Here is a 22962-nt window from a genome sequence, read left to right on the forward strand (position 1 = left end):
ATCACACCACCGCCGCTATTTCTACTATCAGTCCTACCTTGGGTTCGACGCGGAAGGGGATAATCTTCTGGAAGATGCCCTTGGCGTTGTTGTACTTGACTATGGTTGCCGAGTTCTTCAAGTCACCACCAAAGACCTTGACGTTGAGCCTCACCAGCATGGTGGCCGCTTCCTCGAGGACGAAGAGGGAATCTCTGTCGATCTCCTCAGTGTTTGCGGTCAGTATTATCACCTTGTCCAGGGAGGCAAGCTTCTTCACGTAGAGGAGGAAATCCCTAACGGCGTTTGGATCCTGCTCCCTGGATAGGAGTGATGAGAATGAGTCGATTATCATGACGTTCGGCTCCCAGAGTCGGGGCTCACCGAGGAGCCTGCTGAGAAACTTCCTCTTCTCGCTTATTCCACTGAGAAGTGGATACAGGGAAACAAAGACGAGCTTCTTTCTGATTAGAAAAGGGATTATGTCGTAGCCGAGCGAGCCCATCTGCTTTATGTACTCAACGGTGGTGTACTGGCTGGAGATGTAGCTGGCAGTGTAGCCGTTCATGAGGAAGCCGTAGAGCAGCCTCTGGACGAATATGGACTTACCAGTACCCCTGTCTCCCTCTAAGAGCATGATTGTCCCTGCGGGGATTCCTCCACCGAGACGACGGTGAAGCTCGTCGCCCTTGAGTTCCATCTTGAGCAGTTCCTCGACCACGATGATCACCACCGTCAACGTTTGATTTTAGCCGATTTCAGGGCTTCACGTCCGATCACTTCTTGAATACCAGCGATCTCTTCTTGCCGTTCTCGAGCACTATTTGGATCCTGTGGTACCCGGTGTCTATGGTGGTTTGAACGTGGATGACTCCCACATCGTACGGGTTGAGGGATGTTATCTCGTTGTTGTTCACGTCCGTGAAGGTGAGGTTCGCCGGTGGGATGATGTTGCCGTCGATGAAGACCTGCACGGAGTCGCTGCTGAACGGGAAGCTCACCTTTCCAATGTTTTTGATGTAAAACATGTACTTCCCGTCGGCATCTGTGGGAATGTTGTTGGGATCGTTGATTATCGCAAAGTCCGTCCTGAGCTTGTCAGCCATCAGGGCTCCGTTATCGTTTATCCCGTGGGCTATGTCGTTGGTTACGTAGGCAAGAGCCCCCGCAACACTGCCAGCGACGATTATCGCCACGATGAACATTATCAGCTCGCTCGCTGGCCCTCCTGCTGCCATTAGCTCACCTCCGTTGGACAGTATGTAGCGGAACTTACCAAAGTTACACCTGGCGCCGTTGAGGAATACTGGTACGCGAACCAAACAATGCATCCATTGGGGAAAGACACGGTCTCGTTGTGAACATTAGTAGTATCTACGAGGGCATTAACGACTACGTAACTGAGATTTCCCCCAGGGAGTAAGTAGCCTCTGTCCAGATTACCGATGTATATTCCATCATCAATGACATCAAACAAAGCCCTCACTGTGGTGCCGTTGTTCCCAAGTACAACTTCAAGGTCATCGGCAGATCCATCGTTATCATAATCTCCCCTTGAGAGACTCACTACATTGACGTTAAAGTACATCTGAGATATCCTCAAACTGTACCAATCCTCCCTGGCGGCCTGGACGTTGCTGTAGCTGCTGTCCCATGCGGAGTAGAGTGTGCCGGCGGCCACTAAAAATGAAATGAAGATTATCGCTGCACTCGCTGACACACTGAACCCCATGGCCCTTCCCCCGCCGCTGTTTTGCTGCCACGCTCAGATTCCGTAGAACTCATCGAGCGTCTTTTCCAGGAGCTTTATCTCCCTCTCCAGCTTGTCGAGAACGTCTCTGTTGATTCTGAGCCCTCTAAGCCTCTCGATGAAGAGCAGACTTATGAGGTGGTCCTGCACGGTGAGCTTGTCCGCCGGCTTCCACTCCGGGTCCCTGTGGTGCGGCCTGGTTCCCTTCGCGTAGCGGAGCAACTGGTTGAGCACTTCCTCGCTTATCCAGCCTATCTCGTAGTAGAACTCAAGGACCCTCTCAAGGTTCTGAATGCCGACCCTGTCGATGAGGAACCCGAGCCACTTGAGGGCTATCATGGTTGATACGACGTCTTCCGGCAGTTTCTCAAGTCTGGCCTTCCTGGGCTCTTCCTCGAACAGCAGGTTGGCAATATCCTCGGGAATCTGAAGTTTCTCGGCCATCTCAACACCACCTTCCTCTTTTTCTTCCTCAACTTCGGGGGAAGGAACCTCCTCAACTTCAACCTCGGACGGAACCTCTACCTCTTCATGAACGTGAGCTTCCTCCACAATTTCCTCGGGGGCGGTTACCTCTTCAACTTCTTCAATTTCTTCCTCAACTTTCTCCTCTTCGGGCATTTCCTCAGGCACTTCGGCCTCTTCAACGACCTCGGTTTCCTCGGGAACTTCTTCCACTACCGCCTCCTCAGGAACGGCTACCTCTTCAACTTCTTCAATTTCTTCCTCAACTTTCTCCTCTTCGGGGATCTCTGGGGCAATTTCTTCAACTTCAGGTGCCGCCTCCTCTGGGACCTCCTCAGGAGTTTCCGCCTCTGCTTCGGCGGCTTCGACACTCTCCACGGCCTCGGCGAGTTCCTCTGCTGTGACCTCCTCGCCGCTTTCGAGCTTCTTCTCCAGCTCCTCGACCTTGGACTTTGCCTCTTCAATCATCTCAGTTGCGGTTTTTCCTGTGAGCTTAGCTTCAAGCTCCTCGATCTTCTCGCGAAGCTCATCGAGCTTCTTCTTGGCCTCTTCGGGTATGGCTTCCTCTTCACCTTTTTCGAGCATCTCTTCGAGCTTCCCTATTCTCTCGTGAACCTCCTCAACCTTCTCTGTGACCTCCTCGGCCCTCTTCTCGTGAACCTTGAACTTGGTCTCCTCGAGGCTTTCTATGAGCCTGCTCAGCTGAAGGCCGAGGTCGCTCAGCCTCTTGCCAAGTTCATCCACCCTTCTGCTCAGCTGTTCGTACTTAGTGGCCTGGTTGCCGTAGGTTTCGAGCACCTTCTTGACTATCTTGTCGAGCTGCTCTGGCGTGAGCTGGTCCTTTCTGGCTATCAGCTTCTCCCTGAGGTCGTTGATGACGACCGTTGGCACCTTGCCCTTAAGTTCTGAGAGCCTGGCGTTTATGTCTGCCTCAGTGACGAACCCTGCTATCTCCATCGATCACACCTCCGCGAGCACTTCGTAGATTATCGAGTCGAGGTCTACACCATACCCAGCGAGCACCTTAATGTCGTTCTTGACCTGCGCAAGCTCCATCTTGAGATCCTCCAATTCCTTTCTGAGCTCCTGTATCTCGTTGCTGAGCGGGTTCTCCTGTCCCATCTGCTCTTTGAACGGATTGATCTCCTGGCTGATGACTTCGTAGAGCATCATGACGTCCTTTATGGTTTTGTCCAGCCTCTCGATGTCGTCTCTGAGCTCCTGGATCTGCTTCTTCAGGGTGTCGATGCCTATCTTCATCCTCGGGAGGTCGTTTTCGATCTCGTTTATCCTTTCCATGAGCTGGTTTATCTGCTCGTTCTCTTCCCTGCTCTCAACCCTTTCCTCAAGCTCCTCTACTGCAATCTCCTCTTCGGGGGCGGTCAGTTCTTCTTTCTTCTTTTTCCCTCCAAATAAAGATGAAAGGAAAGCTAGGGCCATCTGACCACCCCCTCACTGGAGTTCGAGCACCTGCTGGGTGTACGAGTGCGGTGTTGTGAAGTCTATAACCCCCGCGGCACCGTTTTCGGGTATGACCTTTCCTGTAACGTGCGTGGCCGGTGGGAGTCCGTGGCCCTTGCCGAAGTCGGTTGTATCTATGAGTATGCCTGCTATGTCTCCCCAGTTCAGGACGGGGTTGTCTTGGCTATCCTTCATACTCCTGTCCGAGTCCTGGACGACGGCGATTCCGAAGCTGGTTCCGCTTACGCTACTCCAGGTGGATATACCGAAGATGTTGTCAATGTCCCCAGTGTAGAACGCAGTGGGATCGTAGTTGAAGACGGTCATCTTCGCACCGTCGGTCAGCACTACCTTAACGTTGCTGAGGTCTATGCCCCCGCTTCCGGCATTGGGAGTGACGTAAATGACCATTCTGGTAATGTTGGATGACGTGGGGTTGGCGGAGTTAACGTAGCCGTAGACGTCCATTACCCGTATACCGCTCGCCACCTCCATGGTCGTCTGCCTGCCGGTACTCATGGCCTTCTGCTGGAGGTAGCCGCTGGTGGCTATGAGTACCCCTGCTGCCACCGCGGCAACCAGGACCATTGCGATGAACACTATGAGCGTTCCAATACCTATCGCACCCTTCTTCTTCATCTGCCATCACCTCACTGGAGCTGCATCACGTTCTCGCCGAAGGTCGCCGGCGTGGTGAAGTCAATGACTCCTGCGGATCCCCTCTCGGGTATGACCTTTCCTGTCATCTTCGTGCTCGGCCCGATGCCGTTTCCGCCATCGTGCTGGAACATCGTCGTCCAGATGCAGAGCGCAACGGTGTCGCCGAACTCCAGCGTGGGGTGGGTGTCCTGCATCTTGCTTCCTATGTCGTTTATAACGACTATTCCAAAGCTGGCTTCGTCCTGTATGGGGCCCCATATGGTTATCTCGGTACTGTCAAACAGGTCCTTGACGTTCCCAGGATTCAGGAACTGTGACGAGTAGTTGTAGACCACCAGTCTCTTTCCGTCGCTCAGGACTATCTTTACGTTGCTGAGGTCGATGCCCTCGCTCCCGGCGTTTGGAGTAACCATTATGGCCATCCTCTCTATGAGGCCGCTGCTCGGCGGGTCTGCTGGAGTGTAGCCGTATATGTTGACTATCTTTATACCGCTCGCTACTTCCTGGGTCGTCTGCCTCCCTGTGGCCTGAGCCTTCTGCTGGAGGTAGCCCGCTGTCCCTATGATAACCCCTGCCGCTACTGCCGCCACTAGCACCATGGCTATGAAGACGATCAGCGTTCCAATGCCTATTGCTCCCTTCCTACGCATAGCACCACCTCCTGAAAATCTCAAAGAACGAAAAGGAAAGCTGAAGAAGCGAAGGTTCACTGGAGGTCAACGATGTGGGCGGTGTAGGTGCTTGGTGTGGTGAAGTCGATGACGCCTGGAGCGCCGAACTCAGGTATGACCTTGCCGGTTATGTGGGTCCTCACAGCTATTCCGTTAGTTCCACCATAAAGGGCTTTCTGGACATCTATGAGGAGAGCTGCGATGTCTCCTTTGTTAAGGGTGGTTCCTCCGTCGAGTGCTGACCCATCATAGTCCTGGATGATCATAGCAACATAGTGGGTCTCGTTGGCGTAGCTCCAGTAAGTTGCAGTTGAGTCAAAGATGTTGGTGACACTCGTTCCATCTACGGTGGGGGGGCTAGTTTGGTCGTGGAACTTGAGGTAAACCTGCTTGTCCTTGTTGGCAAGGAGGATCTTGGTGTTCTTGAGGTCTATGCCGGCACTGCCAGCGTTCGGGGTAACGTAGACTGCAAGTTTAGTGATGTAAGTCTTGTCAGGAGTGTATCCGACCACCTTCATGACTTGTATTCCGCTTGCTACTTGTTCGGTGCTTTCTCTGCCGGTGCTTGAAGCCTTCTGCTGGAGGAAGCCGCTCGTGTTGATGAGCACTGCCGCGGCCACCGCCGCCACTAGAACCATGGCTATGAAGACAATAAGAGTGCCTATTCCTATAGCACCCCTCTTCTTCATGATCTTCATCTCACATCACCTCCTCACTGTAGGTTAACTATGGGCGTGGTGTAGGTGCTTGGTGTGGTGAAGTCGATGACGCCCGGAGCGCCGAACTCTGGAACGACCTGTCCAGTGATGTGCTTTCTTACGCCTATCGCACCGAAGAGATCCTTCACGTCAACTGTGAGGACGACAATGTCCCCTGCGTTTATGGTTGGAGAATTCTCCTGAACGCTGGTATCGTAGTCCTGGATGACGATAATTCCGAAGTAGGTTGCGTCGGTTGCTGTTGTTGGCCATGCATTTGCGCTGAATATGTCGTTGTTAGTACTGTCAAACAAGTGCTTGTCCTTGTCATACCTCAGAACAGCCTGCTTGCTTCCATCACTGAGAATGACCTTAGTGTTGCTGAGGTCTATGCCGGCGCTGCCAGCGTTCGGGGTAACGTAGATGGCGAGCTTGATGATACCGTTGTCGCCACTGTTGTAGTATCCGGTGACCTGCATAACCTGTATTCCGCTTGCTACTTGTTCGGTGCTTTCTCTGCCGGTGCTTGAAGCCTTCTGCTGGAGGAAGCCGCTCGTGTTGATGAGCACTGCAGCCGCTACCGCGGCCACTAGAACCATGGCTATAAACACTATCAAGGTTCCAATACCAATCGCACCTCTTCTGTTTCTGGCCTTCATCAGCCATGCACCCCCTAGGGTTGTTTGCACTCATGATTACAAGCCGTAGATATAAATCGCTTTTTTGTTCTTAGTAGTGTAGGTGGACATGTAGGTGCATATGTAGGTAACTGTTTAATTTTTCTTGAAGTGGGGTTTGGATCAAACGATTTCATGTGGTTCTGGAGAAATTTTTTCGGGGGTTCTTGAATGTTAAAATGAATACAAGGATAAACCAAAAACGTTATATACTATACAATCGAGAGATAGTTACGGTGCACACCTGTAGGTCGTTCCAGTAAAATCAGGGATGGTCAAAGGAGTCAGTAGACCCAGCTAATGCCAGTGGGGGGTGAAGGGGGATGGCGGTGAGAACCATGATAATAGATCCGCAGGTGCTCAGGTCTATACACCGAAGCGAGCTCAGGAAAAGAATACTGCTGTACCTGAACGAAATATACCCTTCTGCCACGTATCTCTCGGAGATAGCGAGGGTTGTCGGTTCTGATCCTTCTAATGTCCGCGGTGCCCTCGTCGGTCTCGGCAATCGCTACAACGGCGAAAGTTCTCTCGTTTATCTCGGTCTGGTGGAAGAGATCAGCAACAACGGCTTCAAGTACTACCGGCTGACTGACTACGGAAGGCAGGTTGTAGAGTACCTGAGGGAGTACTACAGGTATTACAGGAAGTTTATGTGAGGTGACGGGGATGGAGGAAGTGAAGCGCAGGGTGGCCGTCGTTGACTCCAACATCGAGCAGATGGTCAAGATGTCAATACTCCACGTAATCCAGCTCGGAACGAAGCACGGCGTTTTTAAAGTCCTCTCAAGGGGACCTACTCAGAGGGAAGTCCTCGACAGCGTTGACCTCCCGAACAGGAAGCTTCTGATGGAGTTTCTGGATACCCTGAGGGCGATAGGGATCGTGGAGGAGCAGGGAAATCAGCTCAAGCTCAATGGGTTCTCATACCTCCTGAAAGTCCCGCAGGAGCACTACGATTCGCTTCTACCCGGATGGGTTTCCATCCTTGAAGAGATATACAGAATGGTCGATTATGCGTTCATAACCCCAACCCATCCGCACGTTCTCATGGACTTCGACAAGGACGCCGACTTCTGGGACATAAGGATGAACACTGACTTCGCGACCCTTTACAGGGATGCGATAGCCGCTGCCGGGGAGATAAGCAGTGGGGCGAGTGTCCTGGATCTTGGGTGTGGTTCGGTAGCACCCTACGATTTTGGAAAGAGAATAGGGTACACGGGCTTCTACACTGGCGTAGACTATTCGTCAGCCATACTGGAGATAGCCAGGATGAGGGCCGAGGAGAACAGCCTCCCAGTCGAGCTTAAGGAGCTGGACGTGAGGCTGATAAGGCCCGTCAACGAGTACGACACCGCAGTGATAAGCTTCCTTCTTGAGTACCTGAAACCGGAAGACTACGGACGGGTTCTCAGAAGGACGCTTGAAGCACTGAAGCCTGGAGGAAAGCTCGTGATCGTGGAGCCCTTCAGGGACAGGTTCAAGCATATTGAAGCCCTTGAGTTCTTTGAGAAGCTCAACAAGGACTTTAAGCGGTTCCCAGAAGCTAAAGAGGTTATAGGTGCTGTGGAGAAAGAGGGGTTCGATGTAGCAATAAAAGAGTATGGAAGGAGCATGATCGTGGTTAGCCTGATGCCCTGATTTTGGATTTTTTACAATTTGTCCCGGTATTTCATACGGGAATTTGTATATTTTGCAGGGATTCTAACGGGTCCGGTGGTGTAGCTACATACCTACCTACACAGAAGGGTTTTAGGGGTGTTGTTTAAATCTGGTGAAGTAAGGAGGGGACGTCAATGGCAAGGGTGCTCATAGCGGACGACGCTCTATTCGCGCGGATTCTCCTAAGGAAGATATTCACCGACGCAGGGCACGAAGTTGTTGGAGAAGCCTCAACAGGTAAGGAGGTTGTCGAGAAATACGCGGAGCTGAGGCCGGATATAGTGACCCTGGATATAATAATGCCTGACATGGACGGTATAGAAGCCCTCAAAAAGATCATCGAGATGGATCCCAATGCCAAGGTGATAATGATAACCTCCGTCGACAGTGAGAAGAAGGTTATTGAGTGCATAAACGCCGGGGCATCGGGGTATATAATCAAACCCTTCGAGCCCTCACAGGTGCTTAGTGAAGTAAACAGGGTGCTTTCAAAGCGGAGGGCATAGAGGCCGGCCGGGGAAGTAATGCCTTGGGGGCGTTATTTCAGAGTGCTTGGCGGCATGGCCCGGCCGGCCCACAGCGATCTGGGGGTGGAAGCATCTCCCGGCTGTATATGAACGAGTTCATTGAGGAAGCAAGGACCAAGTTTGAGGAACTGGAGGATCTGATGCGGGAGCTCAGAGACGGGGTAGCCGGAGGAAGGGAGATTGGGCCGGTCCTGAGGAGAATGATCCGGGAGATTCACACGATAAAGGGGCTAGCCTCCCTGGCTGGTTTTCCAACCCTTAACAAGGCCGCCCACTGGCTTGAAACCCTCCTGGAACTGGCCTCTGAAGGGGAGCTCAAACCAGGGGAGGATTTTCTGAACGTCGTTGGTGACTTTATATCGGCGATGGAAAGAATTCTGAACTCAATCGAGACTTCGGGGGAGGAAGGTGATGCTGGCATTGATTACCTGGTGACCCGCGCTACTCTTCTTTTGAAAAAATCCAAGGGAAAAGGATCTGTTTTCGCGTCCCTAAAGGAAAAGGGAAGAACGTACCGGGTAGTTCTGACTCTTGACAGCGTCCCTGAGAAGATTCCATCCTGGCTCTTTTCCATCGTCTCAAAACTTCAAACGGCCTGTGAGATATTGAGCTCATCGCCAGACGTGGAGGAGGTGCTTAAGGGAAACGCAGAGCTCTCAAGCAGGTTTGAATTTCAAGTGCGCACCGCCCTTGATCCGGACAGGCTTAGGGATCTTCTCCTTGGGTGTGAGGGGGTCAGAAGCGTGGAGGTGGTGGAAGGTGAAGAAGTCGAAAAAATCCCCCTCCTTATCAGGGTTTACTTCAAGGAGGAGGCTCCTCTTAAGGCGGCACGTGCTCTTCTTATCCTTAAGGATCTCAGGGATCTTGGAAAGGTCGTATCGGTGAATCCACCTGAGGCGGAACTTAAAAACGGCATCCTTCTGGGCGGTAGGGTCTTGGAAGTCCTGATTGAAACGTCCAAGAGGCCGGAGAGAATAAAGAACGCTATCCTTGCCCACCAAGATGTGGACACGGTCGAGATTTTGGAGGATTTTGATGTTGAGACCCTGAAGCCTAAAAACGAAAGGCCCCCCTCTAAACCGGCTCGCGCTGTGGTAGAAAGGCCCTCTCTGGGGGAGAAGTCCGTCAGGATCAACCCCACCGTTCTGGACAGGCTTATGGCCGCCGTGGAGGAGTTTCTACTTCTGAAGGAGTGGCTGGAGGAGGCCGATGAGGGCGATCTGGGGGAGATAAGGGAAAAGTTCAAGAAGTCCTTTGAGGAGCTCAGGAAGACCGTTTTGGAGATGAGAACCGTCTCGCTTCGCGATGTTCTGAAGAGCCTCATCCCCGGCATCAAAGGACTGGCCAGGGACCTGGGAAAAGAAATCAAGGTTGTTGTTGATGGAGATGATGTAAGGGTTGATCGGGGGATCGTTGAGGTTCTCTTGGAAAGCCTTGTGCACATACTCAACAACGCGGTTGTTCACGGTATAGAGAGCCCTGAGGAGAGAATCCGCAAGGGAAAACCGCGGGAAGGTACCCTCCGCATTTCGCTTTCTCAGTATTCCGACTACGTTGAGGTATCCGTGAGCGACGACGGCAGGGGCATAGACCTTGAGACGATAAGGAAGAGGGCGGTTGAGAAGGGTGTGGTACCTCCTGAGAAGGTGGATCGGCTCTCCAAAAAGGAGGTTCTTGGACTCCTCTTTCTTCCCGGCATGAGCAGTGAGAAAGTGGCTTCCGAGAGGTCGGGGAGGGGCATAGGCCTCAGCGTTGTTTGGGAGGCTGTGAGAGCGGTTCACGGAAGTATAATCGTAGACACCGAGCAGGGAAGGGGCACGACTTTCAGGATCCGCGTTCCCTATACTTTCTCCGTGATCCCCGCGTACATCCTGGATGTGGGGGGCAACCTGTACGCGTTTCCCTCCTTGGGTGTGCTGGGGGAGGTAAGGGTTGAGAAGGCCCTCGTCCGGAAGTTGGGCGGGGGTTACCTAACCGTTGCTGAGGGAGAGGTTCTCCCGGCGGTTATGCTCCACGACCTCGTGGACTTCGCAGCTTTTCCGGGCGAGGAGCTTTCAGGTCTTATCTTTGATGCCGGGAAATCCAAGGTTGTCCTATTGGCAGACAGGATCGTGGACAAGAGGGAGATAGCCGTTAAACCACTGAGGGAAGTCCTTCCTCCTTCCCTTCTGGGAGAGGGGAAGCTGTACACGGGGATCACCCTGCTCGGTGGGAAGAGGATCGTGCCCGTATTGGATCACCTCGAAATCCTGGGGGTGCTCGGCTATGAGCCTGGTGGGGAAGCTTAAGCTCCTTTTTGAGAGCCTTTTTGAGGATGTTCTAACCCGCATAGATCCGGAGGGAAGACTGAGGCTTTCTTCGGTTAGGGTGGTCCCCTCCACAACCCTTGTCCGGGAGGCGCTTCTGGAGGGCATTAACGCCGTCTGCTTTACGCTGGGAAACCCGCCGGAGGTTATAATCGCCTTTAGCTTTGAAGGTTCATCGAAGGTGTGGGAAGACCTCATCAAGGGCGGCATTGGCTCGGATCTCCTTCACTCCTCTGATCCGACCGCGTTCCTGAGTTCCCTGCTCAAGGAGACCGGCAACATAATAGTGGGCCCCCTCTCTACCAGATTTTCGCGGGCCCTGGGAAGGGAGGTGCTACCGAGTGTTCCCTTCACCCTGAACGGCGTCGATAACTTGGAAAAGCTCCTTCAGATCATGGGTGAGGGGCCGCTTCCGGTGTTTAGGGGGAGGATAAGCGACGGCCATGTCGGCTCCATACAGGTTTACGTTATCCCCTCACGGCGCTTCCTCAGTGAGCTCAATGAGAGGCCAGAGATCGTTGAGAGGGCAAGGGGCCACCCCAGGGGGAGGGGCCTTGGGAGAAGAGGGGGGATTGAAATTGCCTGAGGGGAAAGTTCGTGCGCGGGTTATGGTTGTTCCAGACTCATCCCCCGGTGGAAGTGCCGATACCTGGAAGGAGGCTGAGCTCTCCATCGAAGGTGGCCTCAGAATCCGCTACTTGAAGGACGGGCTCTTCTCCGGTGAGGACTTCTTCTCGTTTTCCTCCGTTGTTGATCTGGGTTTCAAAGTTCCCTCCCACATTGGTACTGGGGACGTGTTCGCGGTTAGGTTCCAGGGAAAAACCCTTTTCATGGCGCCGGGTAGCAATCCCCTCATATACAGTCCCTCAAAGTTCCGGGATTTCATCCATGGAATCTTTGAGGCCCTGCTGAGGGGAAGGCCAGTTCTGTTCTGGGAGGGCGGTGAAGTTCCGGTTTGGGAGAGGGGATACCTCGGTGCGGTGGGAGTTGGGAAGCTTTTGATCATCGGGCCCAACAGGGCGCCGATTCTGAGCTTTCCCTCCGTTGTAAAGGCCCGAACAGAGACCGTGGATGGAAAGATCGCCTGGTTCCTGGAAAGGTACACCCCACTGGGCATCTCCGGGGTCTACCTGCACATTCCCGAGAGGAAGACCCGGCTATTTGTCCTCAGGTACCTATCCCGGTTCGGCGGCGCCGGGTACCTCCCGGAACTTGCCAGGGAGTTCCCGGATGTCCTGGCGGATCTCAAAGTGCCCGACGTTTCCCCGGAGGAGAGGGAAGTTCTAATGGCGCTCATGTCCGGTATAGATCCCCTTGAGCTTCCCGGTCTCCTGAGGATGGACGTCAGAAGGGTCGAGGAGATATACGACAGGTTGATAAGGAAAGGCCTCCTAAGTCTTGTTGGCATAAGGAAAATAGTGGAGCCGACACCGCTCGCTGAGACGGCGGTAGAACTGGAGGAAGGTGAAGGGGAATGAAGAAGACCGTTGCGTTCACTTTGCTCGCGGTGCTTTTCCTGCTTTTGGGGACTTCAGTCCAGGCGGAGATGTACCCAGTGGTGTTCCAGGGCAGCGTTGGTGAGGATATCCCCTACCAGAAGACAATAGAGGCAGTCGCTTTCGGGAACGGTACCGTCTACGCGGCGTGCGACTATCGGATGCAGGCTGGAAAGGAGCTCATAGGTATCTACTACCTTGGCCTCATGGGGGCGTACTCAACAAACGGTTCGAAGCTCTGGGTCAATGGCTCTGGCTACGTTGTTAAAATCCAGCCTGTCGGAGACGGTGTCCTCGCAGGAAGCCTTGGAGGCTTCGTTTTCTTTGATAAAGATGGTCACATCGTAGCGAACGCCCCGACGATAAACAAGCTCTACGATTTCGTTGTTGGGGACGGCTACGTATATGGTGTCGATGGGGACGTGTGGTATAGCAACGGAACCTACAGCAGTTCCGGGGAGGTTTTCAAGGCGAAGCTGTATGAAAACGGAAGCGTTGCCCTCTACAAAACCGGATGGGTCCTGAACCTCACATCGATGCCGAGCAGGGTTAGGCTTGGGGATGTGGTGTACGTCGGCTCGGGCATGCCCTCTGGCTACTCCACCGGTTACAGGTTCGGTGCCGTATACGGCGTTTCCTACGATGGAAAGCTCCTCTGGACAATCAGAACAGGTGATTGGGTCAGGGATCTTGAGGTCTGGGACGGAAAGGCCGTGGCAGGGGTTGGCTCCAACGACGGAAGGGGACGGATTCTTCTGGTTGATGAAAGCGGAAAGGTCCTCTGGAACGAGAGCGCTTTTTCCATTGACGACCTTCTGGTCAGCGGGAACACCCTCTACGCCTCTGGAATAGACGAGGACGGCAGGGGAAGGGTGGCCGCCTACGATCTGGGGAAGAAGAAAAAGCTCTGGGAGATCACCCTTCCGTACAGGGCGAAGGTTCTCGCTTACGGTGATGGAAAGCTCGCCGTCGGAATCGGAAAGTTTGAGAGCAGGAAAGAGGGGAACGTAACTAAGGTCTACAGTGAGGGCGGCCTTTACGTCCTCGATCCCAAGAACGGAAAGACCCTCTGGAAGAGCACGGACTTTGGCTACGTTAGAAGCCTCGCCGTCAGCGGCAACCTGCTTGCGGCCGGAACTGCCAGCTCATATTTCTACGTCGTGGATCTGGATAAGATCAGGTCGTCCTCGGGCATCTGTGGGCCAGGTATCTTTCTCCTTACCATCCTGCTCTCGATGGCCGTTGTGAAGGGAGGTGGTGGAGGTGCCTCCTGAGGAAGAGCTTGACGTTAGGGAGGCCCTCGCAACAGGTGAGAGGCTGGACGAGATCATTGTGCGAGCCGCTCACGACCGCGATCTCCTTGAGGAGCTCATCAAATACCTTGACGACGACCTCTGGACAGTCCAGAAAAACGCCCTCATAGCGATAGTTGAGGTCATTGAGGATTACGAGGAGCTTTTTGATCCACTCCTGCGGAAGCTCCTCGTTATGATAAGGAAGAGCGAAGCGGTTCCCCTAACGATAGAGGTGGCGAGGGCCATAGGAAAGCTCTCCAAGATAAAACCCGACCTCGTTAAGAACGCCGTTCCGGTGATATTCGCAAACTACCGCATAGGGGATCCGAAGATCAAGATAAACATGGCGTACGTCCTTGAGGAGATCATGCGCCAGAATCCGGTCCTCATCGGCAACATGCTCAGGGATATCGTTAACCTTCTGAACTCCCCCGACGAGACAGACAGGCTCACCGCACTGAACTTCATATCCGCCCTGGGGGAGAACAGTCCGAGGTACATCACCCCCTTCCTGCCCAGGCTCCTCTCCCTGCTCTACGATAAGGACGAGATAGTTAGGGCAAGCGTTGTCGAGACGCTGGTGGAGGTGGCGGTGAACAGCCCCAAGTTCAGGAAGATAATTAAGGCAAAGCTCGCCGAGCTTAACGATAGAAGCGAGCTCGTTATGGGCAGAGTTCGGGACGGGCTCAACAAGATCGCCCTCGCTGAGATCGAGGAGATTCATGATGAGTCCGAGGAACCTGAGGAGTCTGGGGAGTCTGAGGATTAGCCTTCCTCCTTGCCTTCTTCTCTTTTAGGTATGGGTACCTCATGATGTTGCCGCAGTTGAGGCACTTCACTACCACATGGCCGTTTCTGAGCCTGACCCTGGCGTTGATCCCGGGGACGAGGAAGGAGTGGCACTTCTTGCAGTAGCGTCTCTTCCACTTCCTCGGCATTCTTATCTTGGCCTTCTGCTGGACTGCTAGGGCTATTTCAACGTAGCGGTTGGCGAGCTCCCTCTCGTAGGGAAAGACCCTCTCCGCCAAGGTGAACAGTGTCTCGACTCTCTCCCTCGCCACTCTTTTCTTTTCCCTCTGCTCCTTTTCCCGAATAAAACGCTTTTTTCCCATTCGTTCTCACCTAACAAGTCTGAGCTTTCCGGCGGCCGGTTCGTAGAGATAGCCCTCCCTTATGAGCATCTCCAAAGTCCTTGCCGCCCCCTCCTGGCTGAAGCCGGCCTTAATCAGTGCTCTCTCGAACTCGGCCCTGCTCACGGTTCCTCTGAGGGTCGTCGACTCCAGATCCCTGAAGATGGTGAGTGCTTTTGCCGCCCTCCTGTCCGAGGGCACGTACCCCCTGTAGTTTTTGAGGAGCCTCTGCACCTCGCTCTGGGGAAGGGACGACAGCACGGTCATCCAGTCGTTGAGGATTTCGTCGTTTATAGTTTGAACGGTGCGGATATGGCTTCTCCTAACGTTCCCCTCAAGTCTGGCGATGGAGCCGAAGAGGCGGAGACTGAGCTCATAGCGGCTTCCAACGTCAAAGACTCCCCCCGGGATAGTTAGGACGTCGAACTTCCACCCGTACTCGCTCCGCTTCTCCATGAGCCAGTCCTCGAACTTTCTCCTGAAAGCTTCTCCAGTCCCCTTCGAAGCCGACAGTGCCGATACCTTCTCCCTCTCGAGGAATACAGTGACGATGAGGTTGGGCAGGTACTTCCTTATCCTTCCGCCCTCCTCAAGGTACGGCCTTTCGTCCTCCTCTGGTATGAATACGAAGGGAGTCTCTGCCTTTCCAGTTATGCTGTCCCCTGGATGGGCCCTCTTCGGAAGGGCCAGCAGTCCTACGGTCCGTTTCTCTAAAATGGCCCGTTCGGCTCCCTTCGACAACCTCCCCGGCGAGCGGGGAACGTAATACCTGAGGGGAGTGTTGTTCGGGTCAAACACTTTAAAGTCCAGATCCAAAAAGTTATCCACGAAGTTTTCCTTTCTGTTCTTTCTGAACCGAAGCTCCCGCGGCAGGAGGGAGTGGAGAAACTTGAGGATGCGCCACAGGGTTAGAACTCCGCTTTCCCTGCCTTTGTAGCCCAGAACAGAGAATTCGTAGCCCTCTCCCCAGTCCCTAGGAGATTCGAGGATTCGAGGACTCCCGTAGAGGGAATAAATAAGGCCCAGCTGGAAGTCGTGGTTAGCATAGATCGACGTTGAGATGAGTTCTTCAACCTCCTCCGGCTTCAGGGCCATATCTTTGTACTCCTTCCAGTACTCCGAGTAGTCCTCAGGGGTTATGGAGGTCGCCCTCACCATCCTCATGTTTCCCCAGGGGTAGGCATCGATGACGCCGTGCACCACCACGTAGGATCCGGAGAGGAACTTTCCGGAAAGAACGGTCTTTTCGTCTATCCGGACTGCTACGTATGACCTCGGCGAGTTTGCGGGAAGCTCCCTAAGCTCGCCCGGGCTGAGTGGAGAAAGCAGGTAGTAGGCGGCATCCTTCGGCGCGTTTGGAGGTTTTCTCAGGAGAAGGAAGCCCGAAACTTCGACTTCCTCCCCGTTTGGAATCCTCTGTATCCTTTCCTGAAAGTCTCTAACCCTCTTCTGGGGCGTGAGTGCTTCCCTCTCCTCCCGAAGGAGCTCTGCGAGTTCAAGGTACGGATCCTTCATCACCATCCGATAGGGAGGGGGGCTGATAAAATTTTGGTCTGCAGGACCGTAAACTTTATAAACCCCCGGCGGCAGGTATGTATCGGTACGGCGGTCAGGGCGGCGGGGTTACACCCGGTCTCGTTTCGACCCCGGAAGTTAAGCCCGCCAGCGATCCCGGGTGTACTGCCCTCCGGGAGGGGGCGGGAAACCGGGGACGCCGCCGGCCACTATATTCTCTCTATCCAATTCCTCCTAGACGCTACTAGTTCTTACTGTCCCAACTGGTAACGGCCTACACAAAACCTATTTAAGTTTTGGATCCCTTAATTCTCCGAGGCGTTATGTTCGACAAGGGAAAGTCAGGCATTACCTGGGACTACCTGAAGGAGAGGCATCCTGAGATCCTCTCGGAGCTGAAGACCCTTAGGGAGTGGGATACTGTAAAGTCTATAGTTCCTGAGTCCGAAAAGCTTGATGATTACTCCCTTCTTGCCCTCCAGGCTTTGGCTTCTCTCATCCGTGAGTTTCATATAGAGAGGAACATTCTGGGTGAGAGGATCGAGATCCTAAACGGGAAGCTTGAGGATCTCAGAACCGAGGTGAGAGAGAGCAACTCCTCCCTTGAAAAGCGCATAAAAGCCCTCGAAGATGCCATCAGGGACATACAGAGGAAGATGCTTTTCGTCGAGGGAGTGAGCAATCTAATTCCTCGCATCAACGAGCTTGAGGAGAAGATGGAAGCAAATCAGGCAGAGCTCCTTGCCAGGCTGGAGAAGCGCTACGCTCAGCTCATTGAGGAGAGGGTTGACGAGATGATCAACCAGCGCCTTCAGGAGTTCGAGAGATCCATTCTCGGCATCAGCGGCGACCTCGCCAAGACCCTCAGGGAGATGCAGGAGAAGCACGAAACACTTGTTATTGAAAACTACCGCCTGAAGAAGGAAGTGGAACCCCTCAAAGCCGCACTCAGGGCCCGGGAGAGCGAGATAGCTGAGCTCAGGAAGAAACTTGCCCGGTGCAACGAGCTCAACAAGAAGATAGACGAACTCCAGAGGAGGGTCAAGGAGTACGAGGAGCGGGTTGGAACGCTCTCCCCGATAGAGAAGGAGCTTCTTGAGATAACTGGTGCCCCGACTCCAGAAGGAGCCATAGCCCTCGTCAAGAGGATGAAATCGGAGTACGTCCCCAGGTCTAAGCTTACCCCCCTCCTTGCTGAGGTCAAGCGCCTTAAGTCAAGGATTGAGGAGCTGGAAGATGAGAACCGCTCCCTTAGGGAGAAGAACGAGAAGCTCGGCCAGGCCCTCAAGATGCTCCTTGAGAGGGGAGAAGAGGAGGGCGAATAGGCCTAAAGAACTGCGACCGCCCTTACGGGACTTCCAGAGCCGCCCTTTATTTTCAGCGGAAGCGCTATGAATGTGAACTCTTTGCCCCTCAGTTCTTCGAGGTTCCTCAGGTTCTCGAAGATCGGCACTTCCTCGCTCAGGAATATGGTGTGCACAGCATCACTCCCTATGCTCATTGCGTCGGTTCCAACTGCCTTTATCCCCTCCGCTACTAGGAAAAGCGCCACCTCTGCCGAGAGTTCCCTCCCGCCTGTCAGAATGAGGACTACCCTGTCGTAGTAGCCTGAATCTGGGATCTCATCGAGCTTTACTTCGCCGTCCCCGCCGCGGACATCGATGACGACTCCCCTTCCTATGAATCGCTCCAGGGGCAGTTCATCGACGGTCTTTCCGTTTGGAATGAAGTGCGCTGGGGCGTCAACGTGAGTCCCCGCGTGCTCCCCCAGTTTGAGGACGTTCATGTAGTAACCGTCCCTCCATATCAGAGCCCAGGGCTTGACACTGATCGGGGGATCCCCAGGATAAACCTCGGTTTCCTCCCCCAGCGGAAGGGAAAGATCCACTATCATGGCCTCACCGTTCAAACTACGCCAAACTCCATAAAAACCTTCCTCCACCGGCGTCTTTGTTCGCTCTTAGACGGGTCAAATACTTTTTAACCTTGGAACCGTTATTGTTCAGGGTGGTCCATGTGAACTGCACGAAGAATTACTGCGTTAAGGACATCTCTTTAGCACCGAGCGGGGAGAGGAAGATAGACTGGGTCTCCCGCTTCATGCCCGTCCTCCAGCACATCAGGAGGGACTTCGAGGAGAGAAAGCCGTTCAAGGGAGTGAGGATAGCGACGACGCTCCACCTTGAGATGAAGACGGCTTTTCTGCTTCTGACGCTCAAATCGGCTGGGGCTGAGGTTTCTGCCGCTGCAAGCAATCCTCTGAGCACTCAGGACGATGTTGTTGCGGCTCTGGCTAGAGCAGGGGTTAAGGTCTACGCAATCAGGGGCGAGGACAGGGAGCAGTATTACGAGTTCATGCACAAGGCCCTCGACATCAAACCGAACATCATCATAGACGACGGTGCCGATATGGTAAGCACAGTCCTCAAAGAGAGACAGGAGCTCATCCCTGACCTCTGGGGTGCGAGCGAAGAGACCACAACCGGCGTCATAAGGCTCCGCGCTATGGAGAAGGACGGTGTTTTGAAGTTCCCGATTATAGCGGTCAACGATTCCTACACCAAATACCTCTTCGACAACCGCTACGGAACCGGTCAGTCAACGTGGGACGGCATAATAAGGACCACGAACCTCCTCGTCGCCGGTAAAAACGTCGTCGTTGTCGGCTACGGCTGGTGCGGCAGGGGCATAGCCATGCGCGCGAGGGGACTCGGAGCGACTGTCATAGTGGTCGAGGTCGATCCGATAAGGGCACTGGAGGCGAGGATGGACGGGTTCATAGTCACGAACATGATGGAGGCCGCTAAAATAGGAGACATTTTCGTGACCTCTACCGGCGATATCAACTGCATAAGGCGGGAGCACTTCGAGGTCATGAAGGACGGCGTCATAATGGCCAACGCCGGCCACTTTGACGTCGAGATAAGCAAGCCTGACCTTGAGGAGCTGGCGGTTGAGATAAGCGAGCCGAGGCCGAACATAACCGAGTACAAGATGGCCGACGGAAGGAGGCTCTACCTCCTTGCTGAGGGCAGGCTGGTGAATTTAGCTGCTGCAGACGGCCATCCTGCGGAGATAATGGACATGAGCTTCGCCCTCCAGGCTAAGGCCGCTGAATACATCATGGAGAATCATGAAAAGCTTGAGCCGAGGGTCTACGTCCTCCCGAGGGAGATAGACGAGATGGTGGCGAGGATAAAGCTGGCCTCGATGGGGATCAAGATTGAAGAGCTGACGGAAGAGCAGAAAAGGTACCTGGAGAGCTGGGAGCACGGGACTTGATCTCTTTTCATTTTGAGGTGGGACGATGGATTTCGAACCCTTCAAAATTGTCCCAGTGGGTTACCTGAGAAATGACGAGAGGCTTCATGAGACGTCCATTGAAGTCCTCCCTGAGTTTACCGAAGCCATAGAGGGCCTCCGCGAAGGAGACTGGATAAAGCTCCTCCTCTGGTTCCACGAGAGTGACGGACCTGAAAAAAGAAGGATCCTCAAAGTCCACCCACGGGGAAATCCCAGGAACCCTGTTAGAGGTGTCTTCGCGACGCGCTCACCGTACAGGCCGAATCCAGTAGCGCTCTACACCGTCCAGATACACCGAATAGAGGGCAATATGCTCTACATCGATTGGATAGACGCCCGCGATGGAACACCTGTCGTTGACATAAAACCCTTCGTTGAGAGGCTTGACTGCCCTTTCGACGAAATTGAGGAACGGGAACTTGATCTCGATAAGGCATTCTGGATTGGAAAGCTTAGAATAATTCCGCGGAAAAGCGAGCACCTGGATGAGCTTGAGGAGGTTTCACCCGAAGAGTACGACTCCTTAATCATTGAAATCGGCCCCAAGGCTACGACGCTGAGTGCCAGGGAGCTGAAAGACTTGATAAACTTTCTAAAGGAAGTTTATGATAACCTCCCAGTTGAGATTAAGGACAGGCTCGGTGAGCCCGAATGCTGAGGGGAATCATCTTCGACGTTGACGAGACCCTCGTTTACTACGAGGGCTACGACCATAAGAGGTGGTTCGAGGAGTGGGTCAGGCCGGAGCTTGAGGGGCACGGGATAAGGCTTGACTACGAACTCTACTCCAAGACCGCCCGTCTGGAACTTCCAAGGACTTACGTGAAAAAGTTCGGCATAGATCCTGTGGAGCTGTGGAAGATAATAGATGCCGTAAACAACAGATACCGGAAGAAGATGCTCGCTGAAGGAAAGATAAAGGCTTTCCCCGATGTTTCGGCACTCAAAGAACTTAAAAAGCTCGGTTTAAAGCTCGCGGCAGTCAGCAACGCCTCACTCGAAAATACCCTCCTCGTGCTGAGAGCCTTCGACCTCCGGAAGTACTTCGACGTTATTCTCGGGAAGGACTACTCCAACCTCGATGGGGTGAAGCCCAGCCCGTACCTCATAGAAAAGGCACTAAAAGAACTCGAACTTCCGCCGGATGAGGCCCTCGTTGTGGGAGACAGCTCAAACGACGTCCTCGCTGCTCACGGAGCTGGGGTAAAGGCCGTAAACGTGGTCCGCTTTGGAAAGGTCGATGGGGCGGACTACCACGTAAAAAACCTATGGGAACTTGTTGAACTCGTTGAAAGCATGATCCGATGATCTTTTTCTTAACCTCTCAGTCTCCCTTGAGCGGGAGGTGCTCTTTTCTAGTTAGTGAAAAATCCTTTTATGTGCCACTTTTGCATAGCCGGAAAAAGAGGAGATGGGGTTAGGGTCCGAACTTCTCTTCAATGTACGCCCTTATGAGCTCCTTGGTCGCTAGGAGACCCTTTACGTGCGTCCTCTCCATGCCGTGGCTCGCGTGGACGCCCTGGCCGATGAGGGCAACCCTGAAGTCCCAGCCGGCCCTTAGAGCCGCGCTCCCGTCGGAGCCGTAGTAGGGGAAGACGTCCACCGTGTAGGGGATTCCCCTCTTCTCGGCGAGCTCGATCAGCTTGGTCGTCATCTCGTAGTCGTAGGGGCCGCTTGAGTCCTTCGCCGCTATTGAGACGGCCGTCTCCTTTCCGACTACACCCTCGCCGACGACGCCCATGTCGACGACTAGGAGTTCCTTAGTGCTCTTTGGATAGCCGGCTGAGCCTCCGTGTCCTACCTCTTCGTAGGGCGAGAAGAAGAACGCCACCGGGAGCTTTTCGAGAGCTTCCGCACCGAGATCTAGCATGAGGTCGATGAGTACTGCAACGCTCGCCTTGTCATCAAGGAAGTGGGCTTTGACGAAGCCGTTCACGTACTCAAACTTTGGATCGAAGGCTATGAAATCCCCCGGCCTTATTCCGAGCTTCTCAGTGTCCTCCCTCTTCTCGACCTCTGCATCCAGTCGGATGTACATGTTCTCCTCCTTGCGCTCTTTCTTTCCCACTTCCCTGTTGACGTGGACGCTCGGGTTCTTGAGGAGGAGAGTGCCCCTATAGCGCTTCCCTGAGCGGGTGATTATAGTGCAGTACTCCCCCTCAAACGTTGGAAGGAGTAGACCGCCTATCCTCGTGAAGCTTAGGTGTCCGTCGGGGAGGATCCCCTTCACCATCGCACCGAGAGTATCAACGTGGGCCGCTATCACAAGCTCGGGCTCCGGGTGGTTGCCCGCTATTAGGGCACCCTTGTTGGTGTAGTAAGTCTTAATCCCGGCATCGTTAAGCTTCCCCTCGATGTGGGACAGGACCTCCTTGGTGTAGCCCGTGGGGGAGGGTATTTCCAGTATCTCCTTCAAAATCTCGACGACGCGCTCCATGATGACCACCGTTCAAAAATTGTTCGAAGGGTTGAAAAGGGAATCGGTTAGAAACCGATGGCCCTGAGGGTTGTGAAGAAGACGAGAGTGATGAGCGTCAGAACCACGGTAACCCCAATCCCCTCCTCTGCCTTCAGCTTATAGTGGGCCAGGATGACGTTCGCCATTATGGCCGGCGGCATCGCTGACTCCACCAGGACGGCGTAGTAGACATCTCCAGCGCCCTTCAGGGTCAGGAAGACGAAGATGAACGGGAGGACGTTCCTGAAGAGACCGACCTCGACGAGGTGCCTCAGCCTGAACTCGCGGAGGTCTATTATCGATCCGAAGTAAACCAGCAGGAGCGGGATGCTCCACCAGCCGACTTCCTTCACTGGGTTCAGGAGCCACGCCGGGAGCCGCACACCAGCGAGGACTAGGGCCAGCGCCAGAAGGTTTGCGGCCGTTGGAGGGAACTTAAGGGCCCTGACCAGGCTGTTCTTCACCGAGGCCCGGCCGCTTGAATAGTGAGCCGCTATGAACGTCGCTAGCGGGAGAACGATGAGGCTGTTGGTGGTGGAGTAGAGTATCGCGGGCGTTATGTCGTCCAGGAAGAGGCTCGCTATGGGGAAGCCCATCGCCGCGGTGTTCGGGTAAGTTGAGAGTATCATGAGCGCCCCGCGCCAGTTGTCGTCTTTTACAAAGCTTCTCGCGTAGATGTAAGACATGCCAAGGCTCAGGGTTATGATGAGGACGACGTAGATGAAAACGAGCCGTATGCTCAGGAGGTAGCCCAAATCCTTGCTCGCCACGTTGCCGAAGACGAAGAGTGTGAGCAGTATCCTGGTTGAGAAGACGTTGAGCCACTGGAAGGGCCTTTCGTCCCGGACCAGCCACTTCAGGACGCACCCAACGGCTATTACGGCGAGCATCTCGTAGATGTTCATG

Annotated in this window: 26 protein-coding genes and 1 rRNA gene; 13 read left to right on the plus strand and 14 right to left on the minus strand. The window is 54.0% G+C overall.

The window, feature by feature from the left end:
* Position 1: 1 nt before the first annotated feature.
* Genes A3L09_RS04475 through A3L09_RS04515 form a run of 9 tightly spaced genes read right to left on the minus strand, consistent with a single transcriptional unit; the run spans position 2 to position 6343 of the window.
* Positions 2-700 (minus strand): ATPase domain-containing protein, encoded by a 699-nt coding sequence (locus A3L09_RS04475; RefSeq protein WP_088857820.1) that lies wholly within the window; start codon positions 698-700, stop codon positions 2-4.
* Between the two features lie 55 nt (positions 701-755).
* Entirely contained in the window at positions 756-1217 is a 462-nt protein-coding gene (locus A3L09_RS04480) for a flagellar protein G (RefSeq protein WP_088857821.1), read from the minus strand.
* Complete coding sequence (locus A3L09_RS04485; RefSeq protein WP_088857822.1) at positions 1217-1711, minus strand: flagellar protein; 495 nt, start codon at positions 1709-1711, stop codon at positions 1217-1219. The genes A3L09_RS04480 and A3L09_RS04485 overlap by 1 nt, the downstream gene beginning before the upstream one ends.
* Before the next feature lie 33 nt (positions 1712-1744).
* Positions 1745-3151: a FlaD/FlaE family flagellar protein gene (locus tag A3L09_RS04490; protein ID WP_088857823.1), complete on the minus strand. Its 1407-nt coding sequence runs from the start codon at positions 3149-3151 to the stop codon at positions 1745-1747.
* Between the two features lie 3 nt (positions 3152-3154).
* Positions 3155-3634: a flagella accessory protein C gene (locus tag A3L09_RS04495; RefSeq protein ID WP_088857824.1), complete on the minus strand. Its 480-nt coding sequence runs from the start codon at positions 3632-3634 to the stop codon at positions 3155-3157.
* 12 nt (positions 3635-3646) lie between these two features.
* On the minus strand, positions 3647-4294 hold the full coding sequence (locus A3L09_RS04500; protein ID WP_088857825.1) for a flagellin: 648 nt from the start codon (positions 4292-4294) through the stop codon (positions 3647-3649).
* Between the two features lie 11 nt (positions 4295-4305).
* The gene (locus tag A3L09_RS04505) at positions 4306-4965 is read right to left on the minus strand and encodes a flagellin (RefSeq protein WP_088857826.1); all 660 of its coding nucleotides are present in this window, start codon (positions 4963-4965) and stop codon (positions 4306-4308) included.
* Between the two features lie 56 nt (positions 4966-5021).
* Positions 5022-5684: a flagellin gene (locus tag A3L09_RS04510; protein WP_088857827.1), complete on the minus strand. Its 663-nt coding sequence runs from the start codon at positions 5682-5684 to the stop codon at positions 5022-5024.
* Positions 5685-5698: 14 nt separating this feature from the next.
* The gene (locus A3L09_RS04515; RefSeq protein ID WP_088857828.1) at positions 5699-6343 is read right to left on the minus strand and encodes a flagellin; all 645 of its coding nucleotides are present in this window, start codon (positions 6341-6343) and stop codon (positions 5699-5701) included.
* Positions 6344-6684: 341 nt separating this feature from the next.
* On the opposite strand from A3L09_RS04515, the gene A3L09_RS04520 reads away from it, so the two are divergent.
* From A3L09_RS04520 to A3L09_RS04555, 8 genes are all read left to right on the plus strand, one after another.
* Positions 6685-7020, plus strand: coding sequence for a helix-turn-helix domain-containing protein (locus tag A3L09_RS04520; RefSeq protein ID WP_088857829.1), 336 nt, complete (start codon positions 6685-6687; stop codon positions 7018-7020).
* 10 nt (positions 7021-7030) lie between these two features.
* The gene (locus A3L09_RS04525; protein ID WP_088857830.1) at positions 7031-8005 is read left to right on the plus strand and encodes a class I SAM-dependent methyltransferase; all 975 of its coding nucleotides are present in this window, start codon (positions 7031-7033) and stop codon (positions 8003-8005) included.
* 155 nt (positions 8006-8160) lie between these two features.
* Positions 8161-8532 (plus strand): response regulator, encoded by a 372-nt coding sequence (locus A3L09_RS04530; RefSeq protein WP_088857831.1) that lies wholly within the window; start codon positions 8161-8163, stop codon positions 8530-8532.
* 107 nt (positions 8533-8639) lie between these two features.
* Positions 8640-10841 (plus strand): chemotaxis protein CheA, encoded by a 2202-nt coding sequence (locus tag A3L09_RS04535; protein WP_088857832.1) that lies wholly within the window; start codon positions 8640-8642, stop codon positions 10839-10841.
* A complete protein-coding gene (locus A3L09_RS04540; protein ID WP_088857833.1) occupies positions 10819-11445 on the plus strand; it encodes a chemotaxis protein CheC in 627 nt (208 codons plus the stop codon). Before A3L09_RS04535 ends, A3L09_RS04540 begins: the two co-directional genes overlap by 23 nt.
* Positions 11438-12337: a hypothetical protein gene (locus A3L09_RS04545; RefSeq protein WP_088857834.1), complete on the plus strand. Its 900-nt coding sequence runs from the start codon at positions 11438-11440 to the stop codon at positions 12335-12337. The genes A3L09_RS04540 and A3L09_RS04545 overlap by 8 nt, the downstream gene beginning before the upstream one ends.
* Positions 12334-13629: an outer membrane protein assembly factor BamB family protein gene (locus A3L09_RS04550; protein ID WP_088857835.1), complete on the plus strand. Its 1296-nt coding sequence runs from the start codon at positions 12334-12336 to the stop codon at positions 13627-13629. The genes A3L09_RS04545 and A3L09_RS04550 overlap by 4 nt, the downstream gene beginning before the upstream one ends.
* Entirely contained in the window at positions 13619-14419 is an 801-nt protein-coding gene (locus tag A3L09_RS04555) for a PH0542 domain-containing protein (RefSeq protein WP_088857836.1), read from the plus strand. The genes A3L09_RS04550 and A3L09_RS04555 overlap by 11 nt, the downstream gene beginning before the upstream one ends.
* On the opposite strand, the gene A3L09_RS04560 is transcribed toward A3L09_RS04555, so the two are convergent.
* Positions 14337-14762: a ribonuclease P protein component 4 gene (locus tag A3L09_RS04560; RefSeq protein WP_088857837.1), complete on the minus strand. Its 426-nt coding sequence runs from the start codon at positions 14760-14762 to the stop codon at positions 14337-14339. The genes A3L09_RS04555 and A3L09_RS04560 overlap by 83 nt on opposite strands.
* A gap of 6 nt (positions 14763-14768) precedes the next feature.
* On the minus strand, positions 14769-16295 hold the full coding sequence (locus tag A3L09_RS04565; RefSeq protein WP_088857838.1) for a hypothetical protein: 1527 nt from the start codon (positions 16293-16295) through the stop codon (positions 14769-14771).
* Positions 16296-16381: 86 nt separating this feature from the next.
* On the opposite strand from A3L09_RS04565, the gene rrf reads away from it, so the two are divergent.
* Positions 16382-16503 (plus strand): 5S ribosomal RNA (gene rrf, locus A3L09_RS04570).
* Between the two features lie 115 nt (positions 16504-16618).
* Positions 16619-17620, plus strand: coding sequence for a GumC domain-containing protein (locus A3L09_RS04575; RefSeq protein WP_088857839.1), 1002 nt, complete (start codon positions 16619-16621; stop codon positions 17618-17620).
* Between the two features lie 2 nt (positions 17621-17622).
* On the opposite strand, the gene A3L09_RS04580 is transcribed toward A3L09_RS04575, so the two are convergent.
* The gene (locus tag A3L09_RS04580) at positions 17623-18189 is read right to left on the minus strand and encodes a cyclase family protein (protein WP_088857840.1); all 567 of its coding nucleotides are present in this window, start codon (positions 18187-18189) and stop codon (positions 17623-17625) included.
* Positions 18190-18311: 122 nt separating this feature from the next.
* Between A3L09_RS04580 and A3L09_RS04585 the strand changes: the two genes are divergently transcribed.
* Genes A3L09_RS04585 through A3L09_RS04595 form a run of 3 tightly spaced genes read left to right on the plus strand, consistent with a single transcriptional unit; the run spans position 18312 to position 20906 of the window.
* On the plus strand, positions 18312-19577 hold the full coding sequence (locus tag A3L09_RS04585; protein WP_088857841.1) for an adenosylhomocysteinase: 1266 nt from the start codon (positions 18312-18314) through the stop codon (positions 19575-19577).
* A gap of 25 nt (positions 19578-19602) precedes the next feature.
* Positions 19603-20256 carry a tRNA (N6-threonylcarbamoyladenosine(37)-N6)-methyltransferase TrmO gene (gene tsaA, locus A3L09_RS04590; RefSeq protein ID WP_088857842.1) on the plus strand — a complete coding sequence of 218 codons (654 nt, stop codon included), beginning with the start codon at positions 19603-19605 and terminating at the stop codon, positions 20254-20256.
* Positions 20250-20906 (plus strand): HAD family hydrolase, encoded by a 657-nt coding sequence (locus A3L09_RS04595; RefSeq protein ID WP_088857843.1) that lies wholly within the window; start codon positions 20250-20252, stop codon positions 20904-20906. The genes tsaA and A3L09_RS04595 overlap by 7 nt, the downstream gene beginning before the upstream one ends.
* A 109-nt stretch (positions 20907-21015) precedes the next feature.
* Here the strand turns inward: A3L09_RS04595 and A3L09_RS04600 are convergent, their stop codons facing one another.
* Positions 21016-22035, minus strand: a complete 1020-nt coding sequence (locus A3L09_RS04600; protein ID WP_088857844.1) for a M42 family metallopeptidase — start codon at positions 22033-22035, stop codon at positions 21016-21018.
* A gap of 47 nt (positions 22036-22082) precedes the next feature.
* The gene (locus tag A3L09_RS04605) at positions 22083-22961 is read right to left on the minus strand and encodes an AEC family transporter (RefSeq protein WP_088857845.1); all 879 of its coding nucleotides are present in this window, start codon (positions 22959-22961) and stop codon (positions 22083-22085) included.
* Position 22962 lies beyond the last annotated feature (1 nt).

It is taken from the genome of Thermococcus profundus (genome assembly GCF_002214585.1).
GTDB lineage: Archaea > Methanobacteriota_B > Thermococci > Thermococcales > Thermococcaceae > Thermococcus > Thermococcus profundus.

Coding starts and splice junctions, on each gene's coding strand:
- A3L09_RS04480 (WP_088857821.1), bottom strand. CDS start 1,217: ATGGCAGCAGGAGGGCCAGCGAGCGAGCTGATAATGTTCATCGTGGCG.
- A3L09_RS04485 (WP_088857822.1), bottom strand. CDS start 1,711: ATGGGGTTCAGTGTGTCAGCGAGTGCAGCGATAATCTTCATTTCATTT.
- A3L09_RS04490 (WP_088857823.1), bottom strand. CDS start 3,151: ATGGAGATAGCAGGGTTCGTCACTGAGGCAGACATAAACGCCAGGCTC.
- A3L09_RS04495 (WP_088857824.1), bottom strand. CDS start 3,634: ATGGCCCTAGCTTTCCTTTCATCTTTATTTGGAGGGAAAAAGAAGAAA.
- A3L09_RS04500 (WP_088857825.1), bottom strand. CDS start 4,294: ATGAAGAAGAAGGGTGCGATAGGTATTGGAACGCTCATAGTGTTCATC.
- A3L09_RS04505 (WP_088857826.1), bottom strand. CDS start 4,965: ATGCGTAGGAAGGGAGCAATAGGCATTGGAACGCTGATCGTCTTCATA.
- A3L09_RS04510 (WP_088857827.1), bottom strand. CDS start 5,684: ATGAAGATCATGAAGAAGAGGGGTGCTATAGGAATAGGCACTCTTATT.
- A3L09_RS04515 (WP_088857828.1), bottom strand. CDS start 6,343: ATGAAGGCCAGAAACAGAAGAGGTGCGATTGGTATTGGAACCTTGATA.
- A3L09_RS04520 (WP_088857829.1), top strand. CDS start 6,685: ATGGCGGTGAGAACCATGATAATAGATCCGCAGGTGCTCAGGTCTATA.
- A3L09_RS04525 (WP_088857830.1), top strand. CDS start 7,031: ATGGAGGAAGTGAAGCGCAGGGTGGCCGTCGTTGACTCCAACATCGAG.
- A3L09_RS04530 (WP_088857831.1), top strand. CDS start 8,161: ATGGCAAGGGTGCTCATAGCGGACGACGCTCTATTCGCGCGGATTCTC.
- A3L09_RS04535 (WP_088857832.1), top strand. CDS start 8,640: ATGAACGAGTTCATTGAGGAAGCAAGGACCAAGTTTGAGGAACTGGAG.
- A3L09_RS04540 (WP_088857833.1), top strand. CDS start 10,819: ATGAGCCTGGTGGGGAAGCTTAAGCTCCTTTTTGAGAGCCTTTTTGAG.
- A3L09_RS04550 (WP_088857835.1), top strand. CDS start 12,334: ATGAAGAAGACCGTTGCGTTCACTTTGCTCGCGGTGCTTTTCCTGCTT.
- A3L09_RS04560 (WP_088857837.1), bottom strand. CDS start 14,762: ATGGGAAAAAAGCGTTTTATTCGGGAAAAGGAGCAGAGGGAAAAGAAA.
- A3L09_RS04565 (WP_088857838.1), bottom strand. CDS start 16,295: ATGAAGGATCCGTACCTTGAACTCGCAGAGCTCCTTCGGGAGGAGAGG.
- A3L09_RS04575 (WP_088857839.1), top strand. CDS start 16,619: ATGTTCGACAAGGGAAAGTCAGGCATTACCTGGGACTACCTGAAGGAG.
- A3L09_RS04580 (WP_088857840.1), bottom strand. CDS start 18,189: ATGATAGTGGATCTTTCCCTTCCGCTGGGGGAGGAAACCGAGGTTTAT.
- tsaA (WP_088857842.1), top strand. CDS start 19,603: ATGGATTTCGAACCCTTCAAAATTGTCCCAGTGGGTTACCTGAGAAAT.
- A3L09_RS04595 (WP_088857843.1), top strand. CDS start 20,250: ATGCTGAGGGGAATCATCTTCGACGTTGACGAGACCCTCGTTTACTAC.
- A3L09_RS04600 (WP_088857844.1), bottom strand. CDS start 22,035: ATGGAGCGCGTCGTCGAGATTTTGAAGGAGATACTGGAAATACCCTCC.
- A3L09_RS04605 (WP_088857845.1), bottom strand. CDS start 22,961: ATGAACATCTACGAGATGCTCGCCGTAATAGCCGTTGGGTGCGTCCTG.